The organism is Lentibacillus sp. JNUCC-1, from assembly GCF_009741735.1.
Lineage (GTDB): Bacteria > Bacillota > Bacilli > Bacillales > Amphibacillaceae > Lentibacillus_B.
Genome location: NZ_WHOH01000001.1, coordinates 823,091 through 847,193 on the forward strand (window position 1 = coordinate 823,091; position 24,103 = coordinate 847,193).

Sequence of the window (24,103 nt, forward strand, 5' to 3'; positions counted from 1 at the left end):
AGACTGTCGTATGGTACAGACAGATTGCCAGAAGCTGAAAAAGGAAGGGGCAGATCAATATGAAGCAACAAGTCTTAGACTATATCGATCAAAATAGAGATGAAATGCTCGCTTTATGGGAAGAACTCGTGAATGTGGAAAGTGCCAAAGACCAGATACCGGGCATTGATTCATTGATATCTAAAGTAGAAGCTATTTTGCAGAATGAAGGTTTCCACACAAGAATCATTCATTATGAAAAAACCGGAAATGCAGTTGTTGCTGAATTTGGAGATGTGGAAACAAAGAAACCGATTATTTTCATCGGTCATGTAGACACCGTTTTCCCAAAAGGCTTCCTGCATGATCATCCTTTTCAAATTAGGGACGGTAAGGCTTACGGGCCGGGCATCCTGGACATGAAAGGCGGCGTTGCATCAATCCTATATGCGGTTAAAGCGTTAAGAGCTGCTCAGTTTAGTAACTACCCACTTAAAGTGATTATTGTCGGTGACGAAGAAGATGCCCATACCAACTCCGACGCAAAATCGATGATACTCGAAGAAGCAAGGAACGGCGCATATGCCTTCAACACTGAGACCGGCAACCTCGATAACAGCCTGTCCATTGGCAGAGCGGGTGGTGCCATCTACGAGTTGGAAGTGCGCGGCGTCGCCAGCCATACGGGAATTGACTGGAAAAAAGGGCGTAATGCCATCATCGAGTTGTCACATAAGATGATTGCTATTGATTCAGAGTCCAATCATGATGCTGGCTACACCTACAACGTGACCATTACAGAAGGCGGCACAGCACCCAATACATGCCCGGATTATGCCAAGGCAACAATCGGGACCCGTTGCCAGACAGCAGCCCAGCAAGACATGATGCACCACACACTGAAAAAAATCAGCGAAAAACAATTTATCGATGGAACAGAAACTTCCCTGACATACATCGGCGGATTCGACCCGATGGAGGCAACAGATGGAAATCGCCGACTGTTTGAAGCGATCAGAACAACCGCAGAGGAACTTCAGATGGAGGAGCCACATGCCGTTACAAGCCAAGGGAGCTCTGACTCAGCCTACACCACATTGGCTGGCGTTCCAACCGTATGCTCCCTGGGCCCCGTGGGCGAAGGAAACCACACCCCACATGAATACGCAGTCGTCGAATCATTGTTCGAACGCTGTAAACTATTAGCTGTTTCCGTTTTAAATGTGTAAAAAACCTATTCGTACAGCCCAACCCCCAATGGATTATCGACATCCATTGGGGGTTTAAGTTGAACCAATGCCCCAATCAGTGCCGAGTCGGTGCCTGTCACTTCCCGAATATTGTCGAAACTTGGTGGGGGGCGTGAAAACCTGGATATGTGGCAGAAAAACCTGGATATGTCATGTGTAATTCTGGATATATCATCATAAAACCTGGATAAGTTATCCATAGTTCTGGATAAAGTGAAAAAAATCTGGATATACTGTTCCACACGATTATGTCCATATAATTGTGTAAAAAGAAAAGGCCATCATTAGGCCTCCTATGTTACAATATTTTCACCACAAAAAACCGTAACGGAGGTATTAATGATGACCCAAATTAATTTTACACTAAATTTTGATCAACTTAAAGAGGAAGTCATGCAATCTAGTCTGAACGACGTAATTAAATCTTCGATCGTCGTAGTACTTAACAAATACATGGAGGAAGAAAGAAATCAATTCATGAACAACGCCTCTTACGAGCGGGACGGAGAGCGCAGTGACTACAGAAATGGCTATTATGATAGAGACCTGGTTCTCAATATTGGTAGAATCCCTTTAAAAGTGCCTCGAACCCGAAGCGGCGAGTTTTCAACTCAAGCGTTTGAAAAATATAGTCGAAGCGATCAAGCTTTTCTACTGTCCATGGTCGAAATGGTGGTCAATGGCGTTTCAACTCGAAAAGTCTCTAAAGTCGTTGAACAACTTTGCGGTGAAAAGGTGTCAAAATCAATGGTTTCTGATTTGACAAAGGAATTAGACCCTATTATAAAAGAGTGGTCTGAAAGACCTCTAAGCACGGATTACTATAGATATGTCTATGTTGACGCCACATATATCAAAGTCCGTGAATTCCACAAAGTCGTTTCAAAGGCAGTCTATATTGCCCTGGGTGTCAACAGTAATGACGAGAGAGAAATCATTGGATTCAAAGTCTCCGGGGTGGAATCAAAGGCGAATTGGAGCGACTTCTTTGAATCACTGATTTCCAGGGGGCTCCATGCACCTAAGTTAATTATCTCTGATGCGCATGAAGGCCTTAAATCAGCCGTTCAAGAGAAATTTCTAGGCTCTAGCTGGCAACGCTGCACAGTTCACTTTATTAAAAACATCACAGATGCAATGCCTAAAAAAGATAGTGCGGAAGCACGCCACCACTTGAAAGAAATTTTCAAAGCTCAATCAATAGATATCTCAAGAATGCTTAAAGAAGAGTTTATAACCAAATTTGGTGACGACAAAAAATACCAGAAAGCCATTAACGTCCTTGACGAAGGCTACGAAGATGCCGTTCAGTTTTACACTGAACCACCTGTGACTCATCGCCACATTCGGAGCACAAATGTGCTGGAGCGGATAAATGGGGAAGTTAAGAGAAGGGTCCGGGTGATTAGGATCTTTCCTAATCCTGAATCGGCATTTAGACTGGTAGGAGCCGTTTTAAAGGATTATGATGCCTCAGTTGATTCGGGAGGGAGGAAATACTTTTATCGATGAAAGTCCGTCCCTAGGATTTCTGTTAGTGGATACAGAGATCAACCACCACCCTTGCCATTGTTTGGAGCCATGGGTGGCGGCTGGTGATAAAACACCCTCAACGGGCACCATCCACATAACCAGTGTACCATGGCTAATCACTTCTAAGTTCCGCTGGCGGGGCTCTCTCCCCTTCAAGCGATCACTAAGAAGTGGCACAGCTGGCAAGGGCAAGCAGCTACGCTGTGGTTTATTGCATACTTGGCATTTTTGCTTTCATCACAAGTAAGACCCTTTAAATATACTAAATATTGTAACATTATTTTTACACAAGATTAAGGACTTGACTTTCCACACGCCGCAACGGTCCTTTCCCCACATAATTGGTCCTAAAAAGACAACTGAACAGCAAACACAAGCAGTCCAAGCGCTATGATCCGCATCCCCTGTCGTCCAAATGATAATAGCCAGATTTACAAAACAGCACAAATCTCCAAATGCTCTTGCATGATGATACTTCTATACTAGAATAGTGCAGACGCCGATCAATAACGTCATCTATCAAACGAAAATGCGTTTCTATCAGAGCAAGAGCCGTATCTATCAAACGAAGCTTCACCTCTATCAGAGCAAGAACCGTGTCTATCAAACGAACAACCCATTCTATCACAGCAATAACGAGTTCTATTAAACGAAGATGCGGTTCTATCAGAGCTACTCAACTCGCAAGGATACTTCACAATACAAAAAGCCTGCTCGGATATTCAATTTTTCTTTGAAAGCCAGTCGAATATCCAATAATTACACAACAAAAAAGCTAAGAAGGAAGCGAACAATCGCGTTCACTTCCTTCTTAGCTTTTTTCTAAAACACTCGCATCCAATAATCCTTTGGCTTCAATTCTTACCGTATCCCTCACTTTACCCAAGCAGATCAAAGGAAGCACGAGATCCGTCCCCACGCTTCCCTCCGTCCCCACGCTTCCCTCGTCCCCACGCTTCCCTGAATCTATCACACCTGCTTATCCGTAACGATCTCCCTGACATGATCAATTGCACTGGGGTCTTCCAAACCGGTCACATCCCCATCGACACTTCCTTTTAACTGGACCTCTTTTAACAGGCGGCGCATGATCTTACCGCTGACTGTTTTAGGCATCGCCTCGACGAAAAAGATATCCCGGGGGCGGGCCAATTGACCGACAGCTTGGATAATGCCGTTTTCAATTGTTTGCTTCAGATCTTCATTGGCAGTATATCCGTCCGAGATCGTTGCAAAGACGACCGGCACCTCGCCTTTTATTTCATCCGGAGCGCCAATGACCGCTGCTTCAGATACACCAGCACATCCGAGTACCGCATTCTCTATTTCCATCGTACTCAACCGATGGCCAGAGACGTTAAAAGCATCATCTGAACGTCCAATAACCCAGAAAAATCCATCCTCATCTTCAATTGCAATGTCACTCGCATAATAGCAGCCTTCTACCTGGCTGAAATATTTTTCATAATAACGATCAGGCTCTTTCCATAGTGTGCGGCACAGCATTGGAAATGGTTTACGAATAACCAGATTGCCGATGGTACCCTGTGGGGGGTCATTCCCTTCATTGTCGACAATGCCAACATCTGCACCTAAAAACTGCGCCCCTGCTGATCCCGGCTTCATCGGACTCAACCAGGCGGCTCCTGCCAGCGGACATCCCGCAGTCTCTGTTTGCCCCCACGTATTATTGACATAAATATTTCCATTCCCCAGTACATCGCGCGTCCAATGCCATGTATCTGGGTCAAATGGTTCCCCAACCAGCGAAACCACATCCAAACAAGACAAATTATAGGGCTCAAGGGCTTTTTCGCCCAAACTCCGCAGCATACGCAATGCCGTGGGAGCCGTAAATAGTTTGTTTATACGGTATTTATCGATGATCTGATAGAAACGATCAGATTCAGGGTAATTGGGTGCGCCATCATATACAACCGTTGTAACACCGTTTGCCAGCGAACCAACCACACCCCAGATATGCATGGTTAACCAGCCCACATCCGCCGTACACCAAAAAACATCATCCGGTTGGTGGTTCATGTGATATTTGGCATAAATGTAATTTTGAACAACGAAAGCCATTCCTGCATGAACCACGCCTTTCGGTTTACCAGTGGTTCCGCTCGTATAAAAAACGATGCCAGGTTCATTTGCTTCAACATGAACCGGGTCAAAGTGGATAGAAGCTTTCTGCAGTTCCTCATGCCACCACACATCCCGCCCTGTTTTCATAGAAGGCTCGGTCCCAAGACGATCAACCACAACAACCGACTCAACACTGGGTATACGGTCAGCCACACGGTCCATCTTTTCCTTCAGTGGAATGACTTTCCCACGTCTTAAACCGGCATCCGCGGTGATAACGAGTTTTGGCTCATAGTTCGATAGCCGGTCATAAAGCGACTGCTCGGAGAAACCCGAAAAAACTGTACTGTAGACAGCCCCCACACGAAAACACGTCAGAATTGCGATGAAGGATTCCGCCAGATTCGGCAGGTATATGGCGACAGGATCTCCTTTCCCCACACCTTTTGATTGGAGGACATTGGAAAAGCGATTGACTTCGGCAAGCAGCATATTATACGTATAAAAACGTGTTGCCCCTTCCTCACCTTCCCAGATCAAAGCGGTACGATTACCGGCGCCATTTTCAATATGACGGTCCAATAGATTGTAACAAGGATTACTGATACCGCCTTTAAAAAATTCAAAGTCAGGCAAGCTGCCACTAATCGTTTCTTCCCATGGTTTAAACCAGTGCAATTCACTGGCGACCTTCTCCCAAAAAGCTGCCGGATCCTCCTGCGATTCCTTCAACAAGGCCTGAAAAGCGTCACTGCTCCCCAATTCAGTCGCTGCTTGTTTTTCTTGATCCGGGTAAATAACCCTGCTGCTCTTAATGATATCGTGAATTCCACCTGATTCCGCTTGCAATAATATCTCCCCTTTTTGAAATGATTAAGTCCCTATAAATAAAAATGTAAACGTTATCACTATAGTAGTAGTTTCAATTTTATATAATTTAGGTATAATTGTCAATTCCTTTAAAAATTCAATTGCAAGCTGCTAAGTCGACCCCCCTAAGTATTTGACTAAGGGTATATCCCCTATAATTTTTTCCTATTTGAGTGTATTTAGCATAGACTATTATAAAGAAAAAAGTTCAGAATATACGTTCCTTTAAACGCAGTATATTCAATTGTCGGGAAAGTAGTTGTGCTTTCTTTTTCCGCAACTTTTCCCTGACTTACCCCTTCTACACCGCACCCTCCCCCCTTCTTACGTACTAATTCTACGAACATAACACTGAACGCACTTACATTTGCAACTGTATTTCCAGCCAATTTAATCTCCACTTTTTTACCTCTACCACGTTATAAAACTCAAACACACGAATAAGATGTTACTATATTCCAATTTTTAAAACTACAGAGGTGATCGTTTGCCAAATCAATCAGACGTTATCATTATTGGTGGAGGCGTTATCGGTTCAAGTATAGCTTACAATCTTTTAAATGATGGGTACCAGGGCCGTATCGTCATTTTTGAAAAAGATAAGCTTTATGAATTCTCTTCTACACCAAGAAGTGCCGGTGGGATCAGGCAATTATTCACAACGGCTATTAATATTCAAATAAGCAGTTATAGCTTAGGTAAATACAAGACATTTGCCGATGATATGGCAGTTGATGGGGAAAAAGCAGATATTGATTTAAAGCAGTACGGCTACTTGTTTCTTGCTAAAAACGAAAATATGGATGACTTGAAAAAACAATTGAAACTTCAAAATGAGTTAGGTGTACCATCAGAATTTCTTTCAAAAGATGAACTGTTATCAATTATCCCTGAGTTAACGATCGATGATTTGCAAGGCGGTCTGTACTGCGGTGAGGATGGTTATCTGGATCCGTATTCTGTGATGCAGGGCTATGCACGTAAGGCAAAAGAGCTTGGAGCAGAATATATCTATGAAGAAGTCGACCATATCATAGACGAACGTGCGGGTGTAAAGGGCGTGCGACTAAACAACGGAGAGATTCATGAAGCCAATATTGTGATCAACTGTGCCGGCCCTGGGCTCCTGAATTAAGCAAAAACATTGGACTGCCCCTTCCCGTGGTCCCGTTAAAACGTCAGATTATCCATTTCGACATTCAAAAACCACTCCAACGTCACCTGCCATTAACAGTTGATCCAACAGGTGTTTATTTTCGTCATGAAGGTGATTCCCTTATTACTGGCTTCGGTGAAAAAGTCAAACCGGGTATTGACTTCAGGTGGAAAAGAGACTTTTTCCTTGAACACTTATGGCCGGTACTTGGACATCGAATCGCTAACTTTGAACGCGCGAAGATTAAAAGTGGCTGGGCAGGGATTTACAGCCATAATACCGAAGACCAGAATGCCATTGTCGGTGAGCACCCACAGTTAAACGGCTACTATTTAGCATGTGGTTTCAGCGGGCATGGCATGCAGCAGGCTCCTGCTGTTGGAAAAGGCATTTCCGAGCTGATCATAACCGGCACGTATCAAACATTGGATTTGTCTCCTTTGCGGTTCGAACGTTTTGCAGAGAATGACTTAATCATAGAAGGTGCGATTGTTTAAATTTCAGTCTAGAGGAGGCAAATGAGCATGTTATTTTTAAATGAAAAGGACATCAAGCAAGCGATATCAATGAAAGATGCGATCAACGCCATCGACAAGGCGTATGACATCTATGCGTCCAACCAATTTAAAATGCCCACAAGAACACAGGTCGTTGACGACAAGAACACGTTACTCTTAATGCCGTGTCTGACAGAGGAATCGATTGCGACGAAGCTAGTAACCCTATTTCCTGAAAACACCACACACCCGACACTGCATGGTCTGATCATTCTAAACAGCAGTGAAACAGGGGAAATCAAAGCAATTATGGATGGCACATTTGTAACCGGTTTCAGAACCGGGGCCATCGGCGGTTCAGCCACCCGCCACCTGGCACATGACGACGCCAGTAAACTTGCCATCATAGGCACCGGGGTTCAGGGATTATATCAAGCAGTATCCGCATGTACAGAAAGACCGATTACAGATATATATCTATACAACCGGTCTCCTGAAAAGATCCGGGATTTTAAAAACACATTAAGAAGATGGATTGGGCACAGCATTCAACTTCATGATGCGAGCACCTCTGAAGAAGCTGTAAAAGAGGCTCATATCATTATTACAGCGACCACCTCATCAACACCGGTACTCCCAGATGATCCCAATCTGTTGAAAGGTAAATTAACCATAGGCATCGGCTCCTTCCAGCCCTCCATGCGGGAATTTCCCGAGGCACTGTATAAAATTAGCGAGCACATATTCATCGACTCAGACGATGTCCGGGAAGAATCCGGGGATATAAAAGACCCGCTCGAGCATGACTGGATCAATGAAACAGACGTAGAAACCATGTCAACTTACCTGACATCACCCCGAAGAAACGTTGATAAAGGCAAAAACATCATATTTAAATCTACAGGAATGGCTTTGTTTGATTCCGTCGTTGCCAATTTAATCTATCAAAAAGCAATCGAAAAGAAGGCGGGTCACACTTTTAACTTGTAAATCTGCAACACACGCTTCAAAGGCATTAACTTTATAAGAAACGACAAAGAAAGGAGGTTTCAATTATGAGGCCAAAATCAAAGCTTTCAGATCCAGGGATTATATTGGTTGGTGTGCTGCTTTTTGTTGCGGGTATCGTGTTGGTCTGGTGGCCAACAGACATTTACTTTATGGGCATATCACTCGCAGGTTGGTTAATGTTTGCCAGTTATTTTATCTGGTTTCTCATCGCCGTTATATATGTCCTTTGGATTGAAAAGATTGATAAGGAAGAGGAATAAAAAATTTAAAAGTAAGGAGGGAATACAATCATGCAAGTCATGGAAGCAAGTATTTTAGGTGTTTATTTGGTAGCCATGATCATCTTGGGTGCTTCGTTTACAAGGCGCGCACACTCATCCGAAAGTGACTATTGGACCGCCGGCAAAAGCATCAGTACAATGGTTGGCGCATTTGCATTATTCGCCGCCCTGGCAAGCTCCAGCTCACTGATGGGGCTGTTGGCTCAGGGGTCGCCATGGGGGTTCCATTTCTTTTAGCTTATGGATTTGGTGCCGTAGCCATTTTGCCCTTTACAATGTTTTTAGTGTCAGGACAAATCAGGCGCTCTGGTGTGAGCACCTTACCAGAGTTTTTCAAACAAAGATTTGGCAACTCTGTCCAAATCATTGCCGTTGGGATTGTTGTTGTGGGCATGACGTTTTATATGGTCCCTCAATTAACAGCATCCGGATTGATCGGGTCATATGTTTTAGGAATCGATTATAAGACAGCTGTCATCGTTCTGGGGCTGGGATTTACCATCTATGCAGCGCTTGGCGGAATGTGGGCCATCACATATACAGACCTCATTCAAGGTGCTGTTATACTCGTCGGTATGTTGGTTCTGTCCATCATCATCCTGACAGAACACAATGGCTTCAGTTCTTTACTGCAAGACGCCCTGTCAACGACACCCGTCTTTGGAGATGTGACCCAGCCATGGATGTCCTATTTTGGATTATTCCTCGCATTTCTATGGTTCGGTATCGTTTCACCATCGGCAGTCATGCGTAATTTTGCTTCACGTGATGCAAGAACAGCCCGTCGCTCGGCTATGTGGGCATGCTTGCTTTACCTCTTAGTCTTCATCTTTGGTTTCATCGTAGCTTCAGGCGGAGCAAGCCTGGGCATCGCTGATACACTGGAAAATCAGGATATGATATTTGTATCTGTCATTGAACATTACATGTCACCATTCCTGGCAGGACTCATGTTTGCCGGCCTGATCGCAGCCATTATGTCATCCGCCGACGCCATGCTGCTCGCCATTTCCGCAGGTGTCGCCCGTGATATTTACAAAGAGTATATTAAAAAAGACGCATCCGAAAAAACCATCACAAGACTCGGATTTGGCGTCATGATCATCGCCAGCATCGTGGGCATTCTGTTCGCCATCAATCCCCCACAATTAATCGCCATTATGGTCGGGTGGGTAGGCGGCGGCTTATTATCTGCATTCGGCTTTCCGCTCGTACTCGGTATCTGGTGGAAAAGAGCCAACACCGCTGGGGCACTGGCAGGCATGTTAGGCGGCGCGGCAACATTCCTCATCCTGGTTATAACAAAACCGTTCGCTCTGGTATCAGAACCCATCATCGCCGCGCCCGTCTCTCTCATATTGGTAATCGCCGTTAGCCTGATGACATCTCCCCCATCAGCCGAAACGCAAAACCTAGTCGAAAAGTACCACTCAAGATCAGACAAAACAGCAGGTTAACAGGAGTGAAATAATATGACCAACCAACCAAAAAAAGACATCACACTGATTGGACGAAACCAACTCATTACCGAAGATCAACTCTATTCATATATGTATAAATCGCTTAAATGGACCGACCGCTTAAAAAAAGAAATGACATCCGACTTCATTAAAAAGCATACATGCAAAAGAGAACTGATCTACCACCCAATCTGGCTGATCAAAACGCTCGTTATAGCAGATCGCAAACCATTTCCACCCAAAAAGATGCCAAAAATGATTTTTGTTGACGCCGTTTCCGGTTACAGAGGATTAATCACAAAAGTACCTGAAACGACAAAACAACCTATCCCTGCCCCTAATATCATTACACCAGACATTGACCAAACAGACATTGTAAAAGATTATGTTCATGACGTTCAGAAAAAACAAATCAACCGTGCATACGTCCTGAAGAAACCAGATCATAAAATCATTGATTCATCCTTGGTCTATTTACCGTTATGGTTTGTAAGCGTTGCTAGTGGTGAATTTAGTAAGCAATTCGTCTTAAATGCAAATACTGGAGAATCTGAAGCATTTATGAGTCAGCTTTGGACGTCTGGCGAGTGGCTGAATGTGGCTAAGTAAAGAGTGGATATCTGGGGAGGCGGATCCTCCCCGGATGACTTTTTCATGGCTGATGCCAGCTTTAACCAGTGAGCAGGATGCTGTTGCTTGGATAGAATGCACTGTTGCTGTGATAGAACCTGCTCTTGCTTGGATAGAACCCGTTGTTCCTTTGATAGAACCCACTCCCGCTTGGATAGACTTCACTTTTGCTTGGATAGGATGCATTTTTGCTTGGATAGAAGATACTCTTCCTTTGATAGACATATTCTTCAATCCAAGTGTTTCAAAAAGTAAAACCCACTGATTAATAATCAGTGGGTTTTACCTTTATATTGAATGTTTTATAACTCGTGGATCGTACGTGCCTTACATCTGACCTTACCAGTACCACACCTTTGAGTAAGGATTTTTTCAGGCTTTCATTTCTTTTGTTTTGAATCAAAACCCCAAGCAAAAAGGAAGCAAACAACCATGTTTACCTCCCTCCCGCCGCCAATAACTTCAAACTACTAATTAATGGTTAACAGATGCTGCCTTCAACTGCACAAGCGCTTCCTCAAGCTCATCTTCAATCCCTTGCAACTCATCATTCTGCTCTTCCACCGAAGCTTTCCTCACCTCGATCATCCGCTCGACTTCTTCCTTATTTGTGCCACCTCTCACCGAGCGCCTTTCAACAAAGACGTTTGGATCAATGATATCGTTCCACTCTTTTTCCGTTAATGAAGTACCGTCAATCATGTTATTAATATCCGCAACATCCCAGTCGTATAGTTCTTTGCCCGTCTGAACGGACTCCTGCGCAACTTTAGCGGCTATGGTATGTGCCTTTCGAAAAGATAGGTCATGGTCTCTCGTCAGCACATCCGCAAATTCTGTAATAACGATCAGATTTTTTTTCGCCTCATTCTCCGCATGTTCTTTATTGAATGTTAAAGTACGGATCACCGCATGCATAAGCTTCATCACTCTTGAAGCATCATGGAAACTTTTGTACAAGGTAGGCTGGAGATCATCTTCCGTATCGACGATATCACCATATGGCGCATTGTGAAGCATTTGAATAACTGTTTGTGCTGATCCCGCTGAGCTGCTGGCTAATGCACGGGAATGTTCGATGGATACGGGATTTCTTTTTTGCGGCATGATGCTGGAAATCTGCACATATGGATCGGCCACCGTTATGAGTCCTACTTCATGGGTGGCAAAGCGCAGGAATTCTTGTACCCATCTGCCTGTGTTAACCATCAAACTGACAATCGACTGGGCTGTTTCAATCAGATAGTCCCGGTGCCAATTGCATCATAAGAATTCTCCATCAACCCTTCAAAACCCAACAGCTCTGCCAAACGCTCCCGGCTGATAGGAAACCCTGTGGTCGTAATAGCTACAGCACCTAGCGGCGAATGATTCACCGTATGATAGGCACGCATAAGCCTTTCACGGTCACGTTGTAAATTATCAAAGATTGCCAGCAAATAATGACCGAATGTAGTCGGTTGGGCAGGCTGTGTGTGGGTATGAGCAGCCATCACTGAGCCGGTATGCGCTTCTGCCTGCTCAAGTAGGGCATCACTTAACAGGTCCACATCCTTAACAAGTGAAAGGATATGTTCTCTTAACACATAACGGTACATTCCCTCCCCATGTCATTACGACTTCTCGCCATATGAACTTTTCCTGCAAGATCTTCGCCAATCAAGTCGCCCAATTTTGATTCCAAAGTGAAAAATAAATCTTCATACTGCGGCTGATATTTCAATTCAGCTCGGTCAATTTTTTCAAGTTTAGTCAATCCTGATAAAATGGCCTCTGCTTCATCACCGGGAAGCAGCTTTTGTTCAGTCAACATTAGAACGTGAGCGCGATGCAGGGCAAACATCGCGTCGAATAAATAATCCCTTTGATCTTCAAACACAGGCTTCAGCAATGCCTCCACATACGTATGTCCTGGAAATTTGGTACCTTCTTCTTTCAAGAATGCTTCTTTCATATTTATAAACACTCTCCTAGAATCCAATTATTCATCATCTTTGAGATCTGATTTCAACCTTTGTAATTCGTCTTTTAAATCGGACACAACAGAAGCATATTCAGGATCACTATATCGATTAGTCATTTCCATCGGATCTTTCTCCAAATCAAATAATTCCCATTCAGGTTCCATTGGAATATCCACAGCTCTTGCCATTCCAAGTGCCTCATTATAGTAATACACCAGTTTATATCTGTCTGTTCGCACACCATAATGCGCACAGACTTTATGAGGCTTGCTCATATGTTCCCAATATCGATAGTACATAGATGTTCGCCAGTTTTCTGGTGTTGTCCCCTCCAGGATTGGCACAAGACTATCTCCTTGCATAAAATCAGGGACCGGAATACCAGCAAACTCCAACAATGTCGGAGCAAAATCCACATTCAATGCCATCGCATCTGTAACAGACGCTTTTTGAATCTTTCTTGGGTATTTTATGATAAAAGGCATACGTAAGGATTCTTCATACATAAACCTTTTGTCATACCAGCCATGGTCCCCAAGGAAAAACCCTTGATCCGACGTGTAAATGACAATTGTGTCCTCTGATAGCCCTCATTTTCAAGAAAATCCAGCAGCCTTCCAACATTATCATCGATCGATGCAACACATCGTAAATAATCCTTGATATACCGCTGATAGTTCCAGCTCTTTTCTTCCTCATGTGACAATCCCTCAGGAGGCGCTATTTTTAAGTCATATTCATTAAGATCACGATCAATTCTCATAGCTGCTTCTTTAGCTGCTCTTGAGCGGTTGGAATAATCATCATTAAATGTCGGCGGCTCAGGAATCTCCAAGTCCTCGTATAAATGCATATGTTTCTCATCCGGTTCCCATGGACGGTGGGGGCTTTATGATGACACATCAACATGAACGGTTGATCGTCTGCTCTGTTTTTGATCCAATTGATACTTTGATCTGTAATAATATCTGTGACATAGCCTTCAATTGTTTTTTCGGTTCCCATTTCAATCATTTTGGGGTTATGGTAATCCCTTGCCCGGGAAGAACGTTCCAATAATCAAACCCTGTTGGATCATTGACACCCCATGACCCAGATGCCATTTGCCAATAATGGCTGTTTCATATCCATTCCGCTGTAGGATCTTGGGCATCGTTTCTTGTCTGCCATCAAATGTATCCCCAAGCGTTCGAACACCATTTAAATGATTATATTGTCCTGTTAAAATGGCTGCCCTGCTGGGAGCACAAATGGAATTGGTACAAAAACACTGGTCAAACCTCATCCCGTCTTCAGCAATCCTGTCTAAGTTAGGTGTCTTATTAATTTGACTGTCATAGCAGCTCATTGCATGGGCAGCATGATCATCACTCATAATAAAAATAATATTCGGTTGTTTCTCAGCAGCCATCCCATGTTCTCTCCTTCTTAAAATGTCATTATCATATAAAACCCATGTTTAGCCTTTTGTTCCAGTTAATGCGATACCTTCTACAATTTGCCGCTGGAAAATCAGGAATACAATAATCATTGGAATAACCGTTAACGTACTCATCGCCATGATCGTATTCCATTGAATCCCCCCGGCATCTGATGTGCCATACAGTGAGATCCCAACTGGCAATGTCCTCATTTTGGCGGTAGATGTTACAATAACCGGCCACAGGTAAGCGTTCCAGTTTCCTAAGAAAGTGATGATGGCCAGTGCTGATATTGCCGGTTTAACCTGAGGCATCGCGACACGCCACCATATTTTGAATTCACCCATCCCATCAATACGAGCTGCATCCAATATGTCATCAGGCACATCACTCATAAACTGTCTCATCAAAAAGATGCCAAATGCCTCCATCATGCCTGGAAACATCAGTCCCCAATAAGAATCGATCCAATGCAAATCACTACTGAGTACATACCAAGGAATAACAAGCATTTCTGTAGGAATCATCATCGTACTCAATATGAGCAAGAATATAGCCTTGGCACCGAAAAACCTGAACTTCGCAATGGTATATCCAATCAAAGAACAGAAAATGATATTACTCACCGTAACGACTACTGCAACAACGAAACTATTAAAGTACCATCTTAAAAAACCGGTTTCCGTAAAGGTATAAATATACCCGGACAGATCAATAGATTCAGGTAAAAATGAAAAGTTGTAGAAGTCGGTCAAACTTTTAAGTGAAGACATAATCATCCATAGGAACGGAAAAGCTACAATAATAATTCCGCTCAGCAGTATGAGATGAATAATGAACTTCCCCATGCCGAATTTTTCCTTCATATTCATCCCTCCTAGAACTTGTAGCTTTTATTAAGCACTCTGAATTGAATGAGTGTGACGATTAAAATAAGAATAAACAAGAATACTGTACTGGCGGCAGCAAAGTGCAAGTTATAATCTCGGAAACCTTGGTTGTACATATAGACAACAACACTTGCTGTACTGTTCAATGGACCTCCCAGTCCCCCGCCTGTCGCACCGCCTGTCAAGTTGGCAATCTGAGTAAATGTCTGCAGTGTTTGAATAACACCAATGATCGCCAGAAAGACAATAGTCGGATTTAACAGTGGAAAAGTGATCATCCAGAACTTCTTCCACCTTCCCGCGCCATCAATTTCAGCAGCCTCATAATATTGTCTTGGAATCACCTGAAGTCCGGCGGTGAAAATCAGCATACAGAAGCCCATCATTTGCCAAATAATTACGACGCTGACTGATATTAAAGCCGTATCAGGATGCGTGAGCCAGCCTTGTCCAGGAATGTTCAAGGCGTCAAGAATTTGATTCAATATTCCTGTGTTAGGTTCATAGATCAAACGCCAAACCCAGCTGACTGCGACAATAGAAGTCATATAGGGCAAAAAGAAAACAATCCTGTAAAACCATTTAAAACGATCCACGCGTTCAATCGCCAATGCAATTAATAACCCAAATGCCATCTGTAAAGGTACAATCAACAACACATAATAAATGGTGTTTCGAACTGAAATCCAAAATACTTTGTCCTTCATCAGTTCTTTATAATGGTCTAGCGTAAAGACCGATGACCCCTCATATGTAAATGACATTGATAAGGCCTGAACAGCTGGTACAATTCTGACCCCTAAATAAAACAATATGGGTACCAGTAAAAAACCATAAGCAATAAGCGTGCGTCTTCTTTTCAAGGTCATTTGCCCTTTTTTCGAGCTTTTAGCCATTTACATTCTCCTTTCTTCCAGGCACACGACCATATTTTATAGCCGTATGCCCAGAAGCAGTATGATCACACATTAATGTTCTTCAAAGTATTCATCCCGCACTGTTTGAATTTCTTCTACAAGCTCGTCAAATGTCTTGTCAATATCTGCGTCGTTTAAAAGAATTTGATCGACTTTGTTCATCATGATTTCCCGCTCTTTTTCAGCTCTGACAAAGAAAGTCGCATGTGCATGCTCAAGACCTTTTACAAACGGCCCATAAACTGGATCTTCTTTAATCTCTTCATCTTCTGCAAGTGCTTGAGCTGCTGGCAACTCACCGACATTTTTCATCCATTCTCTTTGAACATCCTCTTGAATCAGGTACTCAAGAAACTTCTCACTCGCTTCCAATTTCTTGCCTTCTACACCTGTCGCAATCGCGTTCGTCCAATAAGATGCATAGTTGGATTCAAGACCGCCTTTTTCAAGTACAGGAAGCGTTGTAACACCCCAGTCGAAATCGGTACTGCTTTGAACATCCCCGATTCTGAAGGAACCATCAATGATCATACCTGCTTTTCCGGATATAAACGCCTCACTGTAACTATTAGCGAAGTTTTGATCCCCTATCTTATGTTCCTTGCTCATATTCACCCAATATTCAAATGCGTCATACCCCTCAGGCTCAGAGTTCCACAGGACTTCTTTACCATCATCACTATATGGCTCAACACCAAACTGACGCAGCATAACCTGTTGGAACATGTGCAAGCCCTGGCCGCCTACGTTCCAGCCATAGCCTTCTTGTTCATATCTGCCATTGTCATCTAATACCGTCATTTTTTTCGCATAGTCAATGACCTCATCCCATGTTTCAGGCGGGGTATCTTTGTCCAGACCAGCCTCTTCAAACATGTCTTTGTTCCAAAATAATGCCAATGAACGTACAGCTATAGGCAATGTATAATACGTGTCATCAGTTTTGTTCGGTTCAACCATATCTACATAGTAATCACTGATCTCTTCATCAGTCATGAATTCATCACGTATCGGCTGAATGTATTCCCGATCTACATACTCAGGGACCCACCCATAATAAATGTTCATAATGTCAGGCCCTTTATCAGCCTTCATCGCCGCAAAGATCTTTTGCTGATATTGGTCGTGCGGATAATCCTGTGCAATCACTTCAATGTCAGGATTCTCTTCTTCAAAATCCTTAATGATCTTATCAATCTCTTCAACTTTTGACGGATAAGTATACTGCCAATATGTGATCGTTGTCTTATCAGGATCACCTTTCGTTTCATCATCTCCACCACACCCGGCAATAAATAGCATGCCTGCCAAAATCCCTACCAATAACCATTTGATCTTTTTCATGTCACTGTCTCCCCTTTGTTTATGAAATAGGATAAACCCAATATGATTCTTTACTGAACGGCTCGAGTATTTGCTCTTTCAATTCAGGTGCTTCTCTTATCCTCATATCAAGCGGCAACGTGATAAGTTCTGATTGCGACCGGTGTGCCCGCATGACATCCATTTTCTGATCGAGAACATCGGATACATCCACAACCATATCCGGCCTCCCCAGCTCTTCTTCCCGCTCACGCGTAATGGCGGCCCCGTATATAAGCGGCCTCTCTTCCACGGATAATTCCGATACCGCGATCGCAGTCGCTTTCGACAGCGCGTCATGATCAGGGTGTACGCCATGCTCCGGATAAAACGTATAGATGATCTCCGGTTTGACATCCTCGATCACTTTTAATATACGGTTCGCCAAAAATTCCGGATCTCTGAACTGCAGTGTTTTGTCTTGCATCTTCCACAGGATCATTCGATTGATCCCAATTTTGTCACAAGCATCCTTCAGTTCCTTCTCTCTCACATCCGGAAGTGTCTCCCGATTCGCAAAAAAAGGATTCCCCATTCGCCGTCCCATTTGCCCCATGGTTGCACAGATCAGCGTAATGTCATCTCCATTGTCTGCGTGTTTAATCAATGTTCCAGCTCTGCCAAACGACTCATCATCCGGATGCGGAAATACAGCGAGTATTGATTTCTTTTTATCCATTTGTCCCACCCCTATTTCGGATATTGATCATTCACCACAATCAAAAGGTGTTTTGCTAAGCTCTAGTCCAATCTTTAGATTCCCTTCTTTGTCATGACCTGCAAGCAGCAATTTGTCTTCTTCTAAAACCTCCCAATCTGTTAGTCCTTCTGAATACACCCATCCATCGTCAAGCTTCAACCCCACTGAAAACCAGGCTTCGTTTTTTACAATCTTCCCTTCTGAAAATTTTATTTTCCCATTTCTGATATATGCACACGCAGGCAAAGTCTCTGGATCCTGGACCCTTACATAAGAACCGGTTGACGTTTCCATATGCAGGAAGATTGGTTCATTTACATACTTATCAATTTCTTTTTGAACTTGATTAATTTCAATCGGTTGCATGTCTTTCACCCCTGATTAAATTTTGATGACGCTTTCATTTTCTTTAAGAAATAAGGTTATCGCACCTAATACCCCAATACGTTCATCTAGCTCTGCAATCTCTATGTTTACTTCAAAAGGCACATATTCCTTCACTTTTGCTTTCAACTTAGAGATAAACCAGTCGCCACTCTTTGAAATGCCACCTCCCAGCAGAATAATTTCAGGATTTAACAAAGACGTAATGTTAATAATCGCAGCACTCAAATCAGAGATAAATTCATCGATAACCTCCAGTGCCAGCGCATCATCCTTTTTGGCATATGTAAATATATCTTTGGCAGTGATGACCTCATGACCGTAAAAAGGATGCTCAGGATGCTGTTTTAATTTAAATTTCATCTTTTCCACCAGCGCAGGACCTCCCAGCTGGCTATCCAAAAACCCATAGCCTTTGAAAGGTTTGGTATAGGCGTTGAAAGCTCTCTCTTTGTCGGTAATCATATAACCAACTTCTCCAGCCCCCCATTTACACCCTCTGTACAAATTCCCATTCAATAAAATCCCGCACCCGATGCCAGTTCCGATCGACAGAAGAATCACATTGCTTTTATTCCTGGCTCTACCAAGCCATTGTTCTCCTAAAACGCTTACATTTACATCATTATCTATGAGCACTTTCCAATCAAATAAAGTCTCCGCCTCTTTTTTAAGCGGATAATTTATCCAATCCAAGGAAGGTGCATCAATGACGATTCCTTCTTCAACATTCACAATTCCCGGTACACCGATCCCCATTCCCAAAACTTCCCCAGCACTAATTCGTGCATCTTTGAGAATCAGATGAACTGTATCATGGATGACGTGTAATAACCCGACTTGTAATGAAGCTTGTGTATCAATCACCCGTTGGTCGTAAATGGTACCATTCAGATCACTCAAAGCAATTTCAACACCCGAGCCGCCAATATCCACACCAACGACAAACCCAGCCTTTTCGTTAAAACTCAGCTGAATGGGTTTTCGTCCAACCTTCAAATGATCTTCAGTTTTATCCAGCTCGTTGATCCAGCCTTCCTCTATCAATTCATCAACCAATGCAGATACTGTCGGCTTGCTCAAATTGAGCTTCTTTGAAATGGTTGACCTGTAAATCAACGGATGCGACCTGATACAGTTTAATATTAACCGCTTATTCAGTTTTTTCGTGCTCATCATGGTTTGATTTACATCATTACGCATCTCTAATCTCCAATACAATGATTTTGTAATTAGTTAGTAAGAATTATTAACAATTTATCACAGTGATTATTTTCTGTCAATAGCCGAAAGTGACAATTTATAAAAAATTTAATTTCCTGTATGAGTCATTACATTAACTAAAAAAAGCAAGAAGGAAGCAGACCACCGGCCTTTTCCTTCTTGCTCTTATTTAACCCTCATCAAAACAACCGAAACGGAATCAACGAAAGCAACGCCTCACCCTTGATGCGCTCCCTAGCAATTGTGCCAACATCTGCGCTTCTGCTATCAAGACTTTCACCAGGGGTGCGGTTATCCCCCATCACAAAATAGGCATCTTCTTCAACAACCGTTTTTTCCATATCATTTGAAATACCACTTACATATGACTCCTCAAACGGCTGTCCATCTACAAATACCACCCCGTCAGAGATTTCAATTGTTTCATTTGGCAATGCAATAATTCTTTTGATCACGTCATAACCATGTTCATCCCGGAAAATGATGATATCATTCCGCTCCGGCTGATAAAGCAAATGACTCGATAATATGACATCATTGCTTTCAATCGTTTGAGACATTGAATTTCCACTAATTACTGTAATCCCAATCACATAACGAAAAGTAAAAATCACCGCAGCCATCATGACGGCAAATACAACCCAGCTCAGCCACTTTGATTTTTCCTTTTCATCTTTCCGCTCTTTTGTTTCAACAAGATTGACTTCTGTGGCACTTATTAATCTCATTTTTCATTACCTGCTTCTGGGTCACTGACATCTTTTTGTTTTGATGATTCATCACTTTCTGCTGCTTTTTCATCTCCACGATTTCCTTTTGCATCAGCTGAATCTTCCGCATCTGCTTTACCACCGCTTTGTATCTTGGACATCTGATCTTTAGCATCTTGAAGAATCGACTGATATTTCGCCATGACTGAAGCCTTTTCATCATCATAGTTAACATCTATGTTTTCAATCAACGCATCCGCATATGTCTGTAATTCATCGATGCTTTTCTTTCTTTCCGCAGCAGTGAAGGTGTTCAATTGCTCCTTGGCATGCTCAATTTCCGCTCGCAGCTCTTTTTTCAACCGTTCTGTTTGCTTTGCCTGCTCTTCCGTAATGGCACGATCGATTTCAGTAATAGATTCAGTCTGATTGCGATCAAACCAGTTTAATAATATAGAAGAGAGATCCTGGTCTGCAAAAGCAACGTTAATACTACCGCCAATAAATACAGTTAAAACAATAGCTCCAACCAGTAATCGAAGTCGTTTTGCAAAGGGCTTCCGTTTATGTATTTCTTTTCTGCTTCTCATCATAACGCCTCCTTTTTTGTAAAAGGGCCCGCACACCAACGCAAGCCCCTTGAAAAATTTTACATCATTACCCGTCGATGCCAGATACGACATCATCCAGTGCCGCTTTCGCATTATTTCTAAGCTCTTTTGCAGCGTCAGCCACAATGGCGTGTTGTTCTTTAACAAGTTCTTTCACCAGATCATTAACGTTTTGTTTAAGGTCATTAACCGCTATATCAACTTGTCCCTTGAGACCATGAACTGCACCTGCTTCTTCCTCATCCAACTTAGCGGTTATCTCTGCTTTAGCATCCTCAATTGCTGCTTCTAATTCTGATACAGCATCATCTTTAGCTTCGTTCAAGGTTTGCGTGACCTCATCCACCGCATCCTGACCGGCTCCCTCTGAATAACGTGTTAAGTCATTTGTCGCATATTCCAAGCCTTGTGAAGCAGCAGCATCAATTTCAGCCTTTCCAGGACGAAAGACTTCATTATAGAATTTTGGTCCCATTTCTTTCATAATCTCCGCCTTAGTACTCCCCAATGACTCTAGATGGCTATCTTTGGCATTAGTTATATCGTCCTTACCTGTCCTAATTTCGTAACTTTTTTTCACGTTAACACTATTCGTGACATGATCCTTATGATCTTCTTGTCTCTCAGCTAATTCCGGTAAAAACCCTTTAGCATAATCAGTTACCTGGCTTTCTATTGATTCTGTTGCACTATTGTACTTACCGTCAAACCAGTTACTTAACGCTTCACCTGCGTTTGTATTCGCAAAAGCAATCCCCGCGCTTGATACGACTCCAACTGCCAAAACACCTGCTAAAACTTTACCCTTAACTGTTTTTAATTTCATATAAATATCTTCCTCTCGTTTTTTAGTTTTTTACGTCATTCAGATAATAAGTCTGCCAGATAATCCTCAATATCCGCTGTGATCTCAGCGTTTATTTCGGCTTCCTTTGACTGTGTGTATTGATCAAAATTCTTCCCCAATAAAACCTTTTTCGTCTTTGATAAACGTCTAAGATATTCTTTTTGGTGATTTTCTATGTCCTGTTCCCAATGTAAGACGGTGTCCGCACTGAATATCTTGATATCTTTTTTCGCACCTGTGATTGCCTGAGCTAAACCTTCTGCTATCGACAAGCGATCACCGATCCCCGTTCTTTTTTCAGATGATTGCTTGAAGGCTATTGTTTCATACCAATTTTGAAGACCAGCTTTTGAATCTGAACTGGCATAGACGACTGTCACAGAACTTAACAGCAGGATCGAGGCCAGCCCTATCATAATGATTCTTTTCAAAATCACCACCTCCCGTTCATTTACGCGCTTGATAGCCTGTCCATCATTGGAGACACAAGTGATCCAATGACTACAAACTGCGTCATATCCCTCCTTGAAAATTTTTATTTGAAATGCGTTCTTTATGTAAGTCATGTTGTTCACTATTAAGAACTTCATGACCTTAGTCTAGGATATTTTGACCTATTTGAAAACCCTCAAATACAGTCAAATATTCTATATATAGAACGAAAATAGCTATTTATCTCTAATTACCTTTGTTTTTCGCTTAATTTAAAAATATTATATTCTTTATTAAGAACTACACTTGGCACAAAAGCGGCTTTATTCATGTAAGAGTCAGTTTGTTAATGACCATAATAGGAGGACCTTATTAATGGGGTATACTGGGCATCGTAGGTTTTTCAGCTTGCTCTTCTATCTAGTTTTCTTAAAATTTAAAGATGCCTTTAGCGCAGATAGGTCTGTGCTTAAGGCATCTGTTTCTGTTGAGGGTACATATGAACAAGGGCGTAGTTTACCCTGAAGGTTAAAATTCAAGTTTGATCCATTAAATTCATTGTCTACAGGTTGTTCAATAAAAAAAAGGTATGGACTTAACGTTAGCCCATACCTTGTATTGTACTGAATTGTCTTGAACTCATACTTTACAGCAAAATGTATAATTACCACTCAGCAACGGAACCATCGACATGCCGCCACACAGGGTTGCGCCAATTATGTCCTTCTTCTGTCATTTTCTTCACATGTGCTTCATTAACAGTGATTCCCAAGCCTGGTCCCTTTGGAATTTGTACATAACCATTTTCATAGGCAAAAACAGATGGATCTTCTACATAATCCAATAAGTCACTACCTACATTATAATGAATGCCAAGACTTTGTTCTTGGATAAAGGCATTATGTGATGTTGCATCCACTTGCAGACATGCGGCTAGCGCAATCGGCCCTAATGGACAGTGGGGGGCTGCAGCAACATCAAACGCTTCAGCCATTGATAAGATTTTTTTACATTCAGTTATACCCCCAGCATGAGATAAGTCCGGTTGTATAATATCTACATACCCATCCATTAATAATGGTTTGAATTGCCATCGCGAAAACATTCTTTCACCAGTCGCAATTGGTATGGATGTGTGTGCTGCAATTTCACGCAACGCTTCATTATTCTCCGGCAAAACTGGCTCCTCAATAAACATTGGGCGAAAAACTTCTAATTCTTTTGCTAAAATTTTCGCCATTGGTTTATGTACTCTTCCATGAAAATCTATGCCAATTCCTATATATTGACCCACAGATTCCCTAATGGCAGAAACACGTTCCAATACGCTGTCAACTTTTTCATAGCTATCTATATATTGCAACTCCTCTGTGGCATTCATTTTTATTGCTTTAAATCCTCTTTCAACGACTTCTTTAGCTGCTTTTCCTACATCAGAAGGACGGTCACCGCCTATCCAAGAATAAACTTTAATCTTGTCACGAGCAGCTCCTCCCATCAGTTGATGTACAGGCGCATTATAATATTTTCCTTTTATATCCCATAGAGCCTGGTCAATACCTGATATGGCACTCATTAAAATGGGACCACCCCGATAAAACCCTGATCGATACATCATGTTCCAGTGATCTTCGATATGCGAAGGGTCCTTACCGATTAAGGATTCCATTAACTCCTCAACAGCTGTATAAACAGTTGCTGCCCGTCCTTCTATGACAGGCTCTCCCCATCCTACTAATCCTTCATCTGTTTCAATTTTTAAAAATAACCACCGCGGGGGTACCTGGTAAAGACGAAAATTAGTGATCTTCATATTAAACAATCCCTCCACTTTGAAATAATATGGTCCATTTAACAGGTGTTATATACAACCTGATTAATTGATT

27 protein-coding genes and 1 pseudogene are annotated in these 24,103 nt (G+C 42.5%); 9 read left to right on the plus strand and 19 right to left on the minus strand.

Annotation, left to right across the window (positions count from 1 at the left end; all coding sequences use genetic code 11):
- The first annotated feature begins 59 nt into the window (after positions 1-59).
- Both JNUCC1_RS03870 and JNUCC1_RS03875 read left to right on the plus strand, forming a co-directional pair.
- Entirely contained in the window at positions 60-1,208 is a 1,149-nt protein-coding gene (locus JNUCC1_RS03870; protein ID WP_156644227.1) for a M20 family metallopeptidase, read from the plus strand.
- Positions 1,209-1,571: 363 nt separating this feature from the next.
- On the plus strand, positions 1,572-2,741 hold the full coding sequence (locus JNUCC1_RS03875; RefSeq protein WP_156645371.1) for an IS256 family transposase: 1,170 nt from the start codon (positions 1,572-1,574) through the stop codon (positions 2,739-2,741).
- 990 nt (positions 2,742-3,731) lie between these two features.
- Here JNUCC1_RS03875 and JNUCC1_RS03880 read toward each other — a convergent pair.
- Both JNUCC1_RS03880 and JNUCC1_RS03885 read right to left on the minus strand, forming a co-directional pair.
- A complete protein-coding gene (locus JNUCC1_RS03880; protein ID WP_156644228.1) occupies positions 3,732-5,699 on the minus strand; it encodes an acetate--CoA ligase in 1,968 nt (655 codons plus the stop codon).
- Between the two features lie 200 nt (positions 5,700-5,899).
- Positions 5,900-6,121 (minus strand): hypothetical protein, encoded by a 222-nt coding sequence (locus JNUCC1_RS03885; protein ID WP_156644229.1) that lies wholly within the window; start codon positions 6,119-6,121, stop codon positions 5,900-5,902.
- 86 nt (positions 6,122-6,207) lie between these two features.
- Here JNUCC1_RS03885 and JNUCC1_RS03890 point away from each other — a divergent pair.
- From JNUCC1_RS03890 to JNUCC1_RS03915, 7 genes and pseudogenes are all read left to right on the plus strand, one after another.
- Positions 6,208-7,373, plus strand: a pseudogene (locus JNUCC1_RS03890) (NAD(P)/FAD-dependent oxidoreductase).
- A 27-nt stretch (positions 7,374-7,400) separates the two neighbouring features.
- Positions 7,401-8,363 (plus strand): ornithine cyclodeaminase family protein, encoded by a 963-nt coding sequence (locus JNUCC1_RS03895; RefSeq protein WP_197431624.1) that lies wholly within the window; start codon positions 7,401-7,403, stop codon positions 8,361-8,363.
- Between the two features lie 65 nt (positions 8,364-8,428).
- Complete coding sequence (locus JNUCC1_RS03900; protein ID WP_156644231.1) at positions 8,429-8,644, plus strand: hypothetical protein; 216 nt, start codon at positions 8,429-8,431, stop codon at positions 8,642-8,644.
- A 30-nt stretch (positions 8,645-8,674) separates the two neighbouring features.
- Complete coding sequence (locus JNUCC1_RS18470; protein ID WP_231746967.1) at positions 8,675-8,902, plus strand: hypothetical protein; 228 nt, start codon at positions 8,675-8,677, stop codon at positions 8,900-8,902.
- Positions 8,881-10,122, plus strand: a complete 1,242-nt coding sequence (locus JNUCC1_RS03905) for a sodium:solute symporter family protein (RefSeq protein ID WP_231746968.1) — start codon at positions 8,881-8,883, stop codon at positions 10,120-10,122. Before JNUCC1_RS18470 ends, JNUCC1_RS03905 begins: the two co-directional genes overlap by 22 nt.
- Positions 10,123-10,137: 15 nt before the next feature.
- A complete protein-coding gene (locus tag JNUCC1_RS03910) occupies positions 10,138-10,734 on the plus strand; it encodes a hypothetical protein (RefSeq protein WP_156644232.1) in 597 nt (198 codons plus the stop codon).
- Positions 10,735-10,786: 52 nt separating this feature from the next.
- Positions 10,787-11,020: a hypothetical protein gene (locus JNUCC1_RS03915; RefSeq protein WP_231746969.1), complete on the plus strand. Its 234-nt coding sequence runs from the start codon at positions 10,787-10,789 to the stop codon at positions 11,018-11,020.
- Between the two features lie 209 nt (positions 11,021-11,229).
- On the opposite strand, the gene JNUCC1_RS18920 is transcribed toward JNUCC1_RS03915, so the two are convergent.
- From JNUCC1_RS18920 to dgoD, 17 genes are all read right to left on the minus strand, one after another.
- Positions 11,230-11,964 (minus strand): lyase family protein, encoded by a 735-nt coding sequence (locus JNUCC1_RS18920; RefSeq protein ID WP_269448154.1) that lies wholly within the window; start codon positions 11,962-11,964, stop codon positions 11,230-11,232.
- 29 nt (positions 11,965-11,993) lie between these two features.
- The gene (locus tag JNUCC1_RS18480) at positions 11,994-12,353 is read right to left on the minus strand and encodes a lyase family protein (RefSeq protein WP_269448129.1); all 360 of its coding nucleotides are present in this window, start codon (positions 12,351-12,353) and stop codon (positions 11,994-11,996) included.
- Positions 12,335-12,709: a hypothetical protein gene (locus tag JNUCC1_RS18485; protein ID WP_231746970.1), complete on the minus strand. Its 375-nt coding sequence runs from the start codon at positions 12,707-12,709 to the stop codon at positions 12,335-12,337. Before JNUCC1_RS18485 ends, JNUCC1_RS18480 begins: the two co-directional genes overlap by 19 nt.
- A 27-nt stretch (positions 12,710-12,736) precedes the next feature.
- Complete coding sequence (locus JNUCC1_RS19145; protein WP_331713716.1) at positions 12,737-13,291, minus strand: sulfatase/phosphatase domain-containing protein; 555 nt, start codon at positions 13,289-13,291, stop codon at positions 12,737-12,739.
- Positions 13,189-13,572 carry a hypothetical protein gene (locus tag JNUCC1_RS19150; RefSeq protein WP_331713596.1) on the minus strand — a complete coding sequence of 128 codons (384 nt, stop codon included), beginning with the start codon at positions 13,570-13,572 and terminating at the stop codon, positions 13,189-13,191. Before JNUCC1_RS19150 ends, JNUCC1_RS19145 begins: the two co-directional genes overlap by 103 nt.
- 168 nt (positions 13,573-13,740) lie before the next feature.
- Complete coding sequence (locus JNUCC1_RS18500) at positions 13,741-14,130, minus strand: sulfatase-like hydrolase/transferase (protein ID WP_231746971.1); 390 nt, start codon at positions 14,128-14,130, stop codon at positions 13,741-13,743.
- 48 nt (positions 14,131-14,178) lie between these two features.
- Complete coding sequence (locus JNUCC1_RS03930; RefSeq protein ID WP_156644234.1) at positions 14,179-15,006, minus strand: carbohydrate ABC transporter permease; 828 nt, start codon at positions 15,004-15,006, stop codon at positions 14,179-14,181.
- An 11-nt stretch (positions 15,007-15,017) separates the two neighbouring features.
- A complete protein-coding gene (locus tag JNUCC1_RS03935) occupies positions 15,018-15,926 on the minus strand; it encodes a carbohydrate ABC transporter permease (RefSeq protein ID WP_231746972.1) in 909 nt (302 codons plus the stop codon).
- A gap of 72 nt (positions 15,927-15,998) precedes the next feature.
- Positions 15,999-17,291, minus strand: a complete 1,293-nt coding sequence (locus tag JNUCC1_RS03940; protein ID WP_156644235.1) for an extracellular solute-binding protein — start codon at positions 17,289-17,291, stop codon at positions 15,999-16,001.
- A gap of 19 nt (positions 17,292-17,310) precedes the next feature.
- Positions 17,311-17,988 (minus strand): bacillithiol biosynthesis deacetylase BshB2, encoded by a 678-nt coding sequence (gene bshB2 / locus JNUCC1_RS03945; RefSeq protein WP_156644236.1) that lies wholly within the window; start codon positions 17,986-17,988, stop codon positions 17,311-17,313.
- A 27-nt stretch (positions 17,989-18,015) separates the two neighbouring features.
- Entirely contained in the window at positions 18,016-18,375 is a 360-nt protein-coding gene (locus JNUCC1_RS03950) for a DUF1806 family protein (RefSeq protein ID WP_156644237.1), read from the minus strand.
- Between the two features lie 15 nt (positions 18,376-18,390).
- Positions 18,391-19,596: an ROK family transcriptional regulator gene (locus JNUCC1_RS03955; protein WP_156644238.1), complete on the minus strand. Its 1,206-nt coding sequence runs from the start codon at positions 19,594-19,596 to the stop codon at positions 18,391-18,393.
- 200 nt (positions 19,597-19,796) lie between these two features.
- Positions 19,797-20,345, minus strand: coding sequence for a signal peptidase I (lepB, locus tag JNUCC1_RS03960; protein WP_156644239.1), 549 nt, complete (start codon positions 20,343-20,345; stop codon positions 19,797-19,799).
- Positions 20,342-20,920, minus strand: a complete 579-nt coding sequence (locus JNUCC1_RS03965) for a hypothetical protein (RefSeq protein WP_156644240.1) — start codon at positions 20,918-20,920, stop codon at positions 20,342-20,344. Before JNUCC1_RS03965 ends, lepB begins: the two co-directional genes overlap by 4 nt.
- 64 nt (positions 20,921-20,984) lie before the next feature.
- Positions 20,985-21,764 carry a hypothetical protein gene (locus tag JNUCC1_RS03970; RefSeq protein WP_156644241.1) on the minus strand — a complete coding sequence of 260 codons (780 nt, stop codon included), beginning with the start codon at positions 21,762-21,764 and terminating at the stop codon, positions 20,985-20,987.
- Between the two features lie 35 nt (positions 21,765-21,799).
- Complete coding sequence (locus tag JNUCC1_RS03975; protein WP_156644242.1) at positions 21,800-22,216, minus strand: hypothetical protein; 417 nt, start codon at positions 22,214-22,216, stop codon at positions 21,800-21,802.
- A gap of 665 nt (positions 22,217-22,881) precedes the next feature.
- Complete coding sequence (dgoD, locus tag JNUCC1_RS03980) at positions 22,882-24,030, minus strand: galactonate dehydratase (protein WP_156644243.1); 1,149 nt, start codon at positions 24,028-24,030, stop codon at positions 22,882-22,884.
- Positions 24,031-24,103 lie beyond the last annotated feature (73 nt).